This window comes from Lysobacter sp. DMC104 (genome assembly GCF_056313665.1).
Genome location: NZ_JBQUZW010000010.1, coordinates 113,392 through 125,478 on the forward strand (window position 1 = coordinate 113,392; position 12,087 = coordinate 125,478).

At 67.6% G+C, this 12,087-nt stretch carries 11 protein-coding genes; 6 read left to right on the forward strand and 5 right to left on the reverse strand.

Features of this window, described 5'->3' with window-relative positions; translation table 11 throughout:
- Nucleotides 1-26: 26 nt before the first annotated feature.
- Nucleotides 27-260: a hypothetical protein gene (locus tag ACT53R_RS13785; protein WP_476172464.1), complete on the forward strand. Its 234-nt coding sequence runs from the start codon at nt 27-29 to the stop codon at nt 258-260.
- 445 nt (nt 261-705) lie between these two features.
- On the opposite strand, the gene ACT53R_RS13790 is transcribed toward ACT53R_RS13785, so the two are convergent.
- The 5 genes from ACT53R_RS13790 to ACT53R_RS13810 all read right to left on the reverse strand — a co-directional run bounded on the left by ACT53R_RS13790 (nt 706) and on the right by ACT53R_RS13810 (nt 6,291).
- A complete protein-coding gene (locus tag ACT53R_RS13790) occupies nt 706-1,431 on the reverse strand; it encodes an arylesterase (RefSeq protein ID WP_476172465.1) in 726 nt (241 codons plus the stop codon).
- Nucleotides 1,424-2,791, reverse strand: coding sequence for a leucyl aminopeptidase family protein (locus ACT53R_RS13795; RefSeq protein ID WP_476172466.1), 1,368 nt, complete (start codon nt 2,789-2,791; stop codon nt 1,424-1,426). The genes ACT53R_RS13790 and ACT53R_RS13795 overlap by 8 nt, the downstream gene beginning before the upstream one ends.
- A complete protein-coding gene (locus tag ACT53R_RS13800; RefSeq protein ID WP_476172467.1) occupies nt 2,788-3,546 on the reverse strand; it encodes an HAD family hydrolase in 759 nt (252 codons plus the stop codon). Before ACT53R_RS13800 ends, ACT53R_RS13795 begins: the two co-directional genes overlap by 4 nt.
- Before the next feature lie 82 nt (nt 3,547-3,628).
- A complete protein-coding gene (locus ACT53R_RS13805) occupies nt 3,629-4,753 on the reverse strand; it encodes an AI-2E family transporter (protein ID WP_476172468.1) in 1,125 nt (374 codons plus the stop codon).
- A gap of 89 nt (nt 4,754-4,842) precedes the next feature.
- Nucleotides 4,843-6,291 (reverse strand): trypsin-like peptidase domain-containing protein, encoded by a 1,449-nt coding sequence (locus tag ACT53R_RS13810; protein WP_476172469.1) that lies wholly within the window; start codon nt 6,289-6,291, stop codon nt 4,843-4,845.
- Nucleotides 6,292-6,833: 542 nt separating this feature from the next.
- Between ACT53R_RS13810 and ACT53R_RS13815 the strand changes: the two genes are divergently transcribed.
- The 5 genes from ACT53R_RS13815 to ACT53R_RS13835 all read left to right on the forward strand — a co-directional run bounded on the left by ACT53R_RS13815 (nt 6,834) and on the right by ACT53R_RS13835 (nt 12,074).
- Nucleotides 6,834-8,987: an adenosylcobalamin-dependent ribonucleoside-diphosphate reductase gene (locus ACT53R_RS13815; protein ID WP_476172470.1), complete on the forward strand. Its 2,154-nt coding sequence runs from the start codon at nt 6,834-6,836 to the stop codon at nt 8,985-8,987.
- Between the two features lie 172 nt (nt 8,988-9,159).
- Entirely contained in the window at nt 9,160-9,711 is a 552-nt protein-coding gene (locus ACT53R_RS13820; RefSeq protein ID WP_476172471.1) for a hypothetical protein, read from the forward strand.
- A gap of 95 nt (nt 9,712-9,806) precedes the next feature.
- On the forward strand, nt 9,807-10,580 hold the full coding sequence (locus ACT53R_RS13825; protein ID WP_476172472.1) for a TSCPD domain-containing protein: 774 nt from the start codon (nt 9,807-9,809) through the stop codon (nt 10,578-10,580).
- A gap of 7 nt (nt 10,581-10,587) precedes the next feature.
- Entirely contained in the window at nt 10,588-11,316 is a 729-nt protein-coding gene (locus ACT53R_RS13830; protein ID WP_476172473.1) for an ImmA/IrrE family metallo-endopeptidase, read from the forward strand.
- A 257-nt stretch (nt 11,317-11,573) separates the two neighbouring features.
- Nucleotides 11,574-12,074, forward strand: a complete 501-nt coding sequence (locus ACT53R_RS13835) for an REP-associated tyrosine transposase (RefSeq protein ID WP_476172474.1) — start codon at nt 11,574-11,576, stop codon at nt 12,072-12,074.
- Nucleotides 12,075-12,087 lie beyond the last annotated feature (13 nt).

The window sequence follows — 12,087 nt, forward strand, 5'->3', positions numbered from 1 at the left end:
CCGATGCATCGCCTTCCGATTCCGGCATGCGCCACGGCAGTGCCGCGCGCACCGGGCGGGATGCGAACCCGCGCCGCTGGAGACCGTTCAATCGATGCACCGCATTGCCGGTCTCGTCGACCGGCAATCCGTATGTCCATGCGTTTCCCGCCGCTGCCCGCACCGAGCATCGCGGTGCAGCGCTTGCGCGCCTCGTGGCGGACTTCCGCGACAGCGACGACCCGCGCGCGGACCTCGATGTCCGTGCGTTCGCGCTGTGATGCTGCGGAAATGCTTTGGCTGGAAACGTGTGGACGAAAAACGCGTGGGCGAAACCGTCCGCGCCGCGAAACATCGCGCGCGTGTGCAGGCACTCTCTTTTGCGGACGCTGAAACGAAAAACGCCCCCGGAACAGGTTCCGAGGGCGTTCGCGGTCCTCGGAGATCGGGGCGACCGATCTCCGTGACGGGATCAGTCGTGGTGGTGGATGGCGCTCTGCGGCAGTCGCGGCTTCATGCCATTCGACGCGCATGCGAACCCGTCGCGCTGCTGGCGCGAAGCTTCGTCACGGCGATGGAGGCGGAAGGCGGACGTCATCGGAATGGCTCGAAACAAGGGATTTTCGACGCAGTCGTACTGCGATGGGCGCGCACGTTACACCCGTCGTTTTTGCTTTGCAAACATTTTTTTCACATCCGTCCGTCACGCCGACGAACGGCGCACGCTCACTGCAGCAGCGGTGAGAGCGTGGTCCACACGTGATCGCGCAGCTTTGGCTGTGCGCCCGCGTCGGGATGCAGGCGATCGGCCTGGAACGCGGTCTCGTCGGCGGCGACCGGTTCGAGCAGGAACGGCAGGAACGCGGTCTTCTTCTGCTTCGCGAGATCGGCGAACAGCGTTTCGAAGCCCTGCGTGTAGTCGGGGCCGTAGTTCGGCGGCAAGCGCATGCCGACCAGCAGCACCTTGGCCTTCGTCGCCTGTGCGGCGTCGATCATCGCGGCGAGGTGCGTGCGCGTTTCGGTGAGCGGCAGTCCGCGCAGGCCGTCGTTCGCGCCGAGTTCGATCACGACGACCTCGGGCGTGTTGCGTGCGAGTTCGTCCGCGATGCGTGCGGCACCACCGGCGGTGGTCTCGCCGCTGATGCTGGCGTTGACGATGCCCCAGCCGGGTTTCTCCTGCGCGATCTTCTGCGCGGTGAGCGACACCCAGCCTTCCGGCGCGGCGAGGCCGTAGCCGGCGGACAGCGAATCGCCCATCACCAGCACGACGTGCTGTGCGACGGGTTCCGGTGCGGGTGTGGCGGTTGCGGGCGCTGCCGGTGTCGTCGCCGCGACCGGTGCGGGCGTCGTGTCCGCAGGCGCGGGTTCCGGCGTGCGTGCGCAGGCGGCCAGCGCGAGCAGCGCGCAGGCGAGCGTGGCAGTGGCGAAACGGTGGCGGCGTGGCTCAGCCATGACGCGCCTTCAGCATCGCGTAGCAGGCGCGCAGGGCCTGCGCTTCGCCGCCGGCGGGGCGGCCGGGGCGATCGCTGTCGTTCCAGCTGTAGACGTCGAGGTGCGCCCACGGCTGGTCGGCGGGCACGAACTTGTCGAGGTACAGCGCGGCGGTGATGCAGCCGCCCATCGCGCTGCTGCTGCCGTTGGCGAGATCGGCGATGCCGCTGCTCAGATAGCGCAGGTACGGCTTGTGCAGCGGCATGCGCCACAGCGGGTCGCGCGTGCGCAGGCCGGCGGCGAGCCAGTCGTCGGCGACGCGGTCGTCGTTGGCGAACAGTGCCGGCAGATCCGGGCCGAGCGCGATGCGCGCGGCGCCGGTGAGCGTGGCGAAATCGAGCACGAGCTGCGGCCTCTGTTCGGCGGCGTAGGTCAGTGCATCGCAGAGCACCACGCGGCCTTCGGCGTCGGTGTTGTCGATCTCGATGCTGAGGCCCTTGCGCGTGGCGATGACTTCGCCCGGGCGATACGCGTTCGGGCCGATCGCGTTCTCCACCGCGGGCACCAGCAGCGTCAGCCGCACCGGCAGTTTCCGCGTCATGATCAGTTCGGCCAGCGCGATCGCGTGCGCGGCGCCGCCCATGTCCTTCTTCATGTTGCGCATGCCGGCGGCGGCCTTGATGTCGAGGCCGCCGGTGTCGAAGCACACGCCCTTGCCCACGAGCACGAGATGCGGCGCGTCCTGCGCGCCCCAGTGCAGCACGATCAATCGCGGTGCGCGATGCGAGGCGCGGCCGACGGCGTGGATCGCCGGGAAGTTGTGCGCCAGCAGGTCGTCGCCGGCGAGCACGTCGAGGTCGGCGCCCTGCGCCTGCGCGATCTCGCGCACGACGGCTTCGAGTTCGTCCGGGCCCAGGTGCTCGGTCGGCGTGTTGACGAGATCGCGCACGCGCACGCAGGCGGCGATCTGCGCGGCGATGTCGGCGTCGACCTCGGCTGCCAGCCGCGCCGGCGTGCGGGCCGCGTCGCGGTAGCGCGTGAAGCGGTAGCTGCCCAGCGCCCAGCCCAGGTGCAGCGCGTCGCGCGCCTCGGCGTCGAGCGCGTCGGCCATGCGCCAGTCGCCCGCGGGCAGCGCGAACGGCGCATGCGACCACGCGAACGGATCGTGCAGGTCCGCGACGCCCAGCACCGCGCCGGCGAGGCCGCCGTCGCCGGGCAGCAGCGCGAGCGTGCCGGCGGCGCCGGTGAACCCCTGCGCCTGCAGCCACGCCTGCTGCGCCGGGGATTGCGTGGCGCACCAGTCGGCGAAGCTGGCGGCGGTGGTCGCGTGCAGGGGCAGCGCGGTGGTGTCGGCGGGGGCGAGTCCGGGCAGTGCGGTCATGGGGCGATTCCGTGTGAAGACGCGACAGGCATGGCGCCGGCGTGCGGCGGCAAGCGTTCGATCAGATCGGCGAGTGCGGCCAGGTCGGGGACGACGAAATCCGGTGCGATGTCGTCGTGCGGCCAGCGCGGATGGCGGTCGCGGGCATCGTCGCGATGCACCCACGCGGTGCGCAGGCCGGCGCGCGCGGCGCCGAGCACGTCCGCCTCGACGTGGTCGCCGACATGCAGCACCTCGTCCGGCGCGCAGCCCAGGCGATCGCAGGCGGCGAGGAAGATGCTCGCCTCCGGCTTCGCCGCGCCGTGTTCGCGCGAGCCGAGCTGGAAGGCGAAATGGTGGTCGAGGCCGATCGCGACGAGATCGGCGTTGCCGTTGCTCAGCGCCGCCAGTGGTACGCGCGCGGCGAGTCGGGCGAGCGCGTCGACGGCGTCGGGATAGCACTCGACGCGGTTGCGCTCGGCGTAGAACACGTCGTAGGCGGCGTCGGTCAGCGCCGGGTCTTCGCCGCTCTCGACGAACGCCGTGTGCAGGCACAGGCGGCGCAGCGCGCTCATGTCGTGGGCGAGGTCGGTGCGCTCGGTGAAGATGCGTTCGCGCAGGGCGCGCATGACCGGGATCGGAAAGCGTTCGGCGGTGCGCGGGCTGTGCACGCGCAGCCAGTCGTCGAGCACGCGCTCGATCCGTGCGCCGATCGGCGCGAACGGCCACAGCGTGTCGTCCAGGTCGAGGGTGATGGCGCGGATGCGGAAATTCACGGCGGCAGTGTAGCGCGCGGGTGGCCGGGCGCCCCGGGACATCCGTCATGGCGCGGAGACGCCGGCGGCCAGCAGGCGCCGGTCATTCCAGCAGCCGCGCCCAGGCCTCCATGCCGTCCACCCGCTCCAGCACCAGCTTGGTGCAGGCCAGCAGCGGCACTGCCAGCAGCAGGCCGATGAAGCCCCACAGCCAGCCGAAGACCATCAGCCCGAGGATCAGCACCAGCGGCGACAGCGCCATGCGCCGGCCGAGCACGATCGGCGTGACCAGTTGGCTCTCGATCGCGTGCAGCAGCAGGTAGACGCCGGCCGGCGCCAGCGCGTGCAGCGGATCGTCGAAATGCACGAAGCCCATCAGCAGCGACGCCGCCACGCCGATCAGCGGGCCGACGTAGGGCGCGTAGTTCAGCACGCCGGCCAGCGTGCCCCACATCAGCGCTTCCGGCAGCGGCAGGCCGAGGCCGAGCAGCACGCCGGCGAACACCAGGCCCAGCAATGCATTGATGACGCTGATCGTCAGCACGTAGCGCGAAAGCTCGCGTTCGATCGATTCGAGGATCTCCACCGTCAGCCGCTTCTGCTGCGTGCCGGGCAGCAGTCCGAGCACCTTCTTCTGCAGGCTGCCGCCGTAGACCATGAAGAAGAAGGTCAGCAGCACCACCGCCAGCACCGAGGCGAGCATGCGCGGCGTGGCGGTGAGTGCGCGGTACGGGTCGTTGACCTCGGTGCGGACCACCTTGACCGCCCCGGCGTCCTCGCCGCCGGCGACGCGGGCGATGTTCTCCGCGCCCTTCTTCGCCTCCTGCACCGGTTTTGCGAATTCGCGCAGCTTGGGCGCGAGCTGGCGCATCTCGCGCGGCAGCTGGCGGAACAGGTCGCCGGCGGGATCGGCCAGCAGGCTGCCGAGCAGGACCGCCGCGGCGATCCCGCCGGCCAGCACGCCGGCGGCGCCGAGGAAGCGCGGCACGTACAGCCGGCGCAGCCCGCGCAGGATGGGATTGCCGATCAGCGCGAAGAACGCCGCCAGCAGGATCGGCAGCAGCAGGTCCTGCGTCGCCCACAGGGTGAAGCCGACCGCCAGCGTCGCCAGCACCAGCGTGGCGCGGGACGCACGGGGGCGCGGCGGCAGCGGCGCGGTGCCGCCCGTGTCCGCGGACGGCGGCACGGACGGGGCGGGGGTCGGCGCGGCGGGATCGGGCGAGGACATGCGGACAGCTTACGGCGCGGGCGAATCCGCAGGCCAACCGGTCGCGGGGCCGGCAGCGCGCGCCGTGCGCGCTGCACGGCGCAACGGGCTCATCGCATGAGCAGCCGGCCCTGCGCGCCGCCGCGCCAGACCATCAGCACCAGGTCCTGCGGCGGTTCGGCGAACCCGGCGCGGAAGCCGGCGAGGTCGCCGAACTCGCCGATGGTCGCGCCCTGGATCACGTCGCCCTTGCGCAGGCCGTTGCGCGCGGCGCGGCTGCCGTCGGCCACGGTGTCGACCAGCACGCCGGTGGCGCCGTCGCGGCGCAGCGATTCGGGCAGTTCGGCGAACGTGGCGCCGGCCAGGCGCGGATCGAGGTTGGCGCCGGGGATCGCGCGCGGCTGCTCGCGCAGCGTCGCCTGCACCTGCACCGGCTTGCCGTTGCGGCGCACGTCCAGCGACACCTTGCTGTCCACCGGCTGCAGGCCCTGGAAGTTGCGCAGGCCGTCGCTGTTGTCGATGCGCTGGCCGTTGGCGGCGAGGATCACGTCGCCCTCGCGCAGGCCGGCGGTGGCGGCGGCCGAGCCCGGGTACACGCGGGTGACCACGGCGCCGCGGGCCTCGCTCAGGCCCAGGCCCTGCGCGATCCGCGCGTCCACGTCCTGGGTGTCGATGCCCAGCGCGCCGCGGCGCACGCCGCCGGTCAGCAACTGCTCCATCACCCGGTGCGCGAGGTCGCTGGGGATCGCGAAGCCCAGGCCGATGTTGCCGGCCATGCTGCCGCGCGGGTTGAAGCTGGCGGTGTTGATGCCGACCAGCCCGCCATGCAGATCGACCAGCGCGCCGCCGGAGTTGCCCGGGTTGATCGACGCGTCGGTCTGGATGAAGTTCTGGAAGCCCATGCCCGGCAGGCCGCTGCGCTGGGTGGCCGAGACGATGCCCCAGGTCACGGTCTGGCCCACGCCGAACGGGTTGCCCACCGCGACCACGAAATCGCCGACCTGCAGCCGGCCGCTGTCGGCCAGCGGGATCGCGGTCAGGTCCCTGGCCTGGATGCGCATCAGTGCCACGTCGGTATCGGGGTCGGAGCCGACGAACTCGGCCTTCAGCGTGCGCCCGTCGTTGAGCGTGACCGAGACGTCGTCCGCGCCCTCGATCACGTGGTGGTTGGTGAGGATCAGCCCGCGCTGGGCGTCGACGATCACGCCCGAGCCCAGCGATTCGGAGATGCGCTCCTCGGGGATGCCGAAGATGCGGCGGAACATCGGGTCGTCGCCGAATGGGGTGTTCACCCGCACCCGCTGCTTGGTGTGCACGCTGACCACGGCCGGCGTGACCTTCTTCAGCATCGGCGCCAGCGACGGCAGCGGCTGGCCATCGACGGCCATCGGCAGCGGCGCGGACGCCCCGACCGCCGGTGTGGCCGATGCGGCGATCGCCGGCGTTTCCAGCGTTTCGCGCACCCAGGTGGCGGCGAACCCGCCGAACGTGGCGGCCGCGGTCAGGGCGAGCAGGAGCGGGGCTTTCCGGGGGCGGGAGGCAGGGCGTTCGGCGGGCATGGAGGCGGGACCGTGGGCAGGCGGAGGGGGGCGGGGTGGAGGGCAAGATCGCGGCCGCGCGCCGCGGAATCAAGCCCGTGGCGCGCGCGCGGCACAGCTTTCGCGGCGCGGCTTAAACGCGGCCTGAAACCGTGACCGGCCACACGCGTGCCGGGTTCCCGCCGGTCGTCCGAAGACCGGGTGGAACGGGCTCGAAAAGGCGCGTCAAGCCGTTGACTTGGGGGAACGGGGCGCGTAGCTTGGCACCCCGCGTCGCCACTACATCTTGGGGTGAACGTGGCGGCTGACCCAACCAATGGTGTTTCACGGGACATGTGGTTCCACGGAAGACACGACGGGCGGCAGGCGTTCGCAAGCGGAAGTCCGTCGATTCAGGGCGTCTTTCGTGCTGTCGGGCGTACAGGAGCGTCACACGCGGTCGGACTGGTACCGCATCACAGAATCCGCTGAAGGCGTAGAGCAGGGGCTCCGCCGTCGGCACCCCGATGACAACGAGGCCGCGGCATGTCCCGCGACCCGAGAACGACGAGGATGGGAGTGGAATGAGTACCGTGCGTCTTGAGGCCGTGGCGAAGGCGGAGGCTGCCGCCGAGATTCCGATGCAGCCGGCGTCCTGGGACATCTGGGACAAGAAGTACCGGCTCAAGACCAAGCAGGGCACGGACGTCGATGCCGACATCGACGGCACCTACCAGCGCGTTGCCCGTGCCCTGGCCGACGCCGAGCCGACCGCCGAGAAGCAGAAGTACTGGTACGAGCGTTTCGTCTGGGCGCTGCGCCGCGGCGCGATCCCGGCCGGCCGCATCACCTCGAACGCGGGCGCGCTGGAACACAAGCCGGCCACCAGCACCATCAACTGCACCGTCTCCGGCACCATCCACGATTCGATGGACGGCATCCTGGAGAAGGTCCACGAGGCCGGTCTCACGCTGAAGGCCGGCTGCGGCATCGGCTACGAGTTCTCCACGCTGCGTCCGCGCGGCGCGTTCGTGGCCGGCGCCGGCGCCTACACCTCCGGCCCGATGTCCTTCATGGACATCTACGACAAGATGTGTTTCACCGTCTCCTCCGCTGGCGGCCGCCGCGGCGCGCAGATGGGCACGTTCGACGTCTCCCACCCGGACGTGAAGGACTTCATCCGCGCCAAGCGCGAGGACGGCCGCCTGCGCCAGTTCAACCTGTCGCTGCTGATCACCGACGGCTTCATGCAGGCGGTCGAGACCGACGCCGACTGGCCGCTGGTGTTCCCGATCAACGCCAAGGAAGTCGGCGACCTCGACATCGGCAACCCCGAGCAGGTCGTGTGGCGCGACTGGCCGACCACCCGCAACTACATCACCCGCGACGACGGCATGGTGGCCTGCAAGATCTACGGCCACATCCGCGCCCGTCACCTGTGGGACATGATCATGGTCTCGACGTACGACTACGCCGAGCCCGGGTTCATCCTGATCGACAAGGTCAACGAGATGAACAACAACTGGTGGTGCGAGACCATCCGCGCCACCAATCCCTGCGGCGAGCAGCCGCTGCCGCCCTACGGCGCCTGCCTGCTGGGCTCGGTCAACCTCACCAAGTTCGTGCGCAAGCCGTTCACCGACGAGGCCTCGTTCGACTGGGAGGAATACAAGGAAGTCGTCCGCGTCTTCACCCGCATGCTCGACAACGTGGTCGAGGTGAACGGCCTGCCGCTGCAGCAGCAACAGCAGGAAATCCTGCGCAAGCGCCGCCACGGCATGGGCTTCCTCGGCCTGGGCAGCACCATCACCATGCTCGGCATGAAGTACGGCAGCGCGAAGTCGCTCGAATTCACCGAGCAGATCGCCCGCGACATGGCCGTGGCCGGCTGGGAAGTCGCGCTGCAGCTGGCCCACGAGAAGGGCCCGGCACCGATCATGGAAGAGCGCTTCGCGGTCACCGCCGAAATGCTGCGCAAGCGCCCGGAAATGGCGCGCGACGGCTGGAAGGTCGGCCAGGAGATCCCCGGCAAGGTGCTGCACGCGAAATACAGCCGCTACATGCAGCGCGTGGCCTCGGTCGCGCCCGAGCTGGTCGACCAGCTGGCCGAGACCGGCGCCCGCTTCACCCACCACAGCTCGATCGCGCCCACCGGCACCATCTCGCTGTCGCTGGCCAACAACGCCTCCAACGGCATCGAACCCTCGTTCGCGCACCACTACAGCCGCAACGTGATCCGCGAAGGCAAGAAGTCGAAGGAAAAGGTCGACGTCTACAGCTTCGAACTGCTGGCCTACCGCGAACTGGTCAACCCGAAGGCGATGCCCTTCAGCGACGATCCGGATGCGAAGCTGCCCGACTACTTCATCTCGGCTGACGACATCTCGCCGAAGGAACACGTCGACGTGCAGGCCGCCGCGCAGAAGTGGGTCGACAGCTCCATCTCCAAGACCGCGAACGTCCCGACCGACTACCCGTACGAGGACTTCAAGGACATCTATCGCTACGCCTACCAGCAGGGCCTGAAGGGCTGCACCACCTTCCGCTTCAACCCGGCCGCTTTCCAGGGCGTGCTGGTGAAGGAAGCCGACCTCGAGAACACGCTGTACCGCTTCGAGCTGGAAGACGGCAGCCTGGTCGAGGTCAAGGGCAACGAAGAGATCGAATACGACGGCGAGATGCACACTGCCGCCAACCTCTTCGACGCGCTGAAAGAAGGCTACTACGGCAAGTTCTGACCGCGTCGTTTCCCTCCCTCTCCTCGCGTGCAGGGGGAGGGGTGACGCGGGAGCGAATCGCCGCGCGTTCCGCTCGTCGCCGACCCGCCCGCACGCCTGCGCCAGCCTTCCCGGATCGCGCTACATTGCATCCACGGGCGACCCGCCCGTAGTCCCCTGACGAGGAACCACCATGAGCAATGGCAATGTGATCACGGAAGCCATTTCCGACGCCGCCGAAGCGGTGGCGGACAAGGCGAAGGAAATGGGTGAGGCCGTCGCGAACACGCCCGCCGGCCAGGCCGTCACCGAGGCCGTCGGCAAGGCGAAGAAGCGCGTCGCCAAGGCCCGCAAGCAGGCCGGCAAGATGGTCGACGACGCCAAGGCCAAGGCCGCCAAGGCCGTGAAGACGGTCAAGGCCAAGGTCGCCGGCGAGAAGAAGGCCGTGAAGAAGGCGGCCAAGAAGATTGCGAAGAAAGCCGCCGCCAAACAGGCCGCGGTGAAGAAAGCCGTCAAGAAGGTCGTCAAGAAAGCGGCGGCGAAGAAAGCAGTCGCGAAGAAGGCGGCCGTGAAGAAGACGCCGTCGAAGAAGGCTGCCGTGAAGAAGGCTGCCGTGAAGAAGGCGCCTGCCCGCAAGGCCGCGGCGAAGAAGACCGTGAAGAAGGCGGCGAAGAAGGCCGCTCCGAAGAAAGCCGCGAAGAAAGCCGCCCCGAAGAAAGCCGCCCGCAAGGCGGCGAAGAAGTAAGCCAACGCGCCTCCCGCCCTCCCTTTCGCGCCGCGAGAGGGAGGGCCGGGGAGGGCATCCATGTCACACGCACACTGCATCCGGACACACGCACCATGGCCGTCAAGATCGACAAGAAAATCAAGGGTTACGCCGTCGTCAAGCCCGAGGACAAGGCGAAGGAGGCCGCCGCAGGCGCGTCCGTCGCGCGCGCGACCGTCGAATCCGAACTGCCCGTGGCCGACGTCATCCAGATGCACGAGCGGATCGAGCGCCCGGACGTGCTGATCGGCAGCACCTACAAGATCAAGTCGCCGCTGGTCGAACACGCCATGTACGTGACCATCAACGACATCGTGCTCAACGCCGGCAGCGAACACGAACAGCGCCGCCCCTTCGAGATCTTCATCAACTCGAAGTCGATGGAGCACTTCCAGTGGATCGTCGCCCTCACCCGGATCATGTCCGCGGTGTTCCGCAAGGGCGGCGACGTGACCTTCCTTGTCGAGGAAATGAAGGCCGTGTTCGACCCCAAGGGCGGCTACTTCAAGGCCGGCGGCGTGTACATGCCGTCGCTGGTCGCCGAACTGGGCATGATCGTCGAGGATCACCTCAAGACCATCGGCCTGATGCACGACCCCGAGATGAGCGACCACCAGCGCGCCCTGATCGCCGAGAAGCGCCGCGCCTACGAAGAGAACCGCTCAAAAAAAAAGCCTGACGTGACCGGCGCCGCCCCGGCCGTCCACCACGAAGAGATCGAAGTCACCGGTGAAGGCGTGTCGTTCCCGCCTTCGGCGACGATGTGCCACAAGTGCAGCACGAAGGCCATCGTGATCATGGATGGGTGTGCGACTTGTCTGAATTGTGGGTATTCGAAGTGTGGGTGAGTACATCATGAACTCAAACATTAATCAGCGTGTAGTTGAGCTTCGCAAGGCTTCGACAATCGAAGAGCGGGCGCATCAGCTGCGCCTGTCCATCTGGAATAATCAATACGACCTTTTTTGTGGGCAGCCACCCCAAGATTTCATGGACCTTTTAGAGCCGGGCGTTGCGCTTCACATGCTTGGCTTTCAAGTAATTACAGAAAATGATTTGGGGGAAATGCATGAGGATGGGCGCCGTGTTCGGGTTGCGGGTCTAATAGATAATGAGCGGAAGATAGTGAAAATCTCTTCCGCACTTGACTACAAGGAAATTCGCTTTACGACGGGGCATGAGTTGGCGCATGCGGAGCTTCATCCAAACATGACCGGATTGCATCGGGATCGTGCTTTGTCTGGGCCGTTGCCTCGTAAGAATAAAGTTGAGGTTGATGCTGACAGGTTCACGTCAGCTTTCTTGATGTCGCCAAAGCTCGTGCTTAATGAGTTCGAGAAAAGATTTGGAAGTGAAATATTCAGGCTAAATGAGGATTCAATCTTCGGCATGAATTTTGGTTCGGCGAGACACAGAATTCGTAGCACAAGGGATGTTTCCTATGCTGTAGCTCAGTCGGCCATGTATATGGGGCGGTGTTTTGAGCCGCTTTCCAAGGTTTTCAGGGTCTCGCCGACCACGATGGCAATTCGATTGGAAGAACTCGGCCTTATTGAGGATTTTCATTCGTCGCGTATGTGGTGATCGGGGTCCGTAAACGCGTAATTCGCAAACTCGTAAGGCGGGTCAAACCCGTAAGGCGGGTCAAGACCCGCCCTACGGCGGGGTAGGGCGGGTCTTGACCCGCCGTTTTCGGGGCGACTGCGGGGCGCCCGGACGCCGTTGGCGTGGTGCATGGGTGGCGCGCGACGTGCGTCGCGGACGGGGCGTCGGGGAATTCCGATGCGATGATGCGGGATGTCCCGATATTCGCGCGCAGGCGTCCGGGGCACGCTGGATGCATGCCTCACTATCGTCGCTGCTGGGTGCCCGGGGGCACCTATTTCTTCACGGTCAACCTGCTCGAACGTCATCGCCGTCTATTGGTCGAGAATATCGACGACCTGCGTGACGCTTTCAGACAGGCGCATGCGCAGCGTCCGTTCGGCCTCCCGGCCTGGCTCATCCTCCCGGATCACCTGCATTGCGTCTGGGTATTGCCCGAGGGCGATGCCGACATCGCGACGCGATGGCGCCACATCAAGACACTCTTCGCACGCGCGCAACCCGGCGGCGAGTGGCGATCGTGCCGGCGGATCGCCAAGGGCGAACGCGGCATCTGGCAACGTCGCTACTGGGAACACGTCGTGCGCGACGAGCGGAATCTGCGTCGCTGCATCGACTACATCCACTTCAATCCCGTGAAGCATGGCCTGGTTGGCCGTGTCGCCGACTGGCCGCATTCCTCGTTTCACCGCTACGTCCGCGATGGACGTTTGCCCATGAATTGGACAAGTGCGTAGCGCGCCGGCCGGG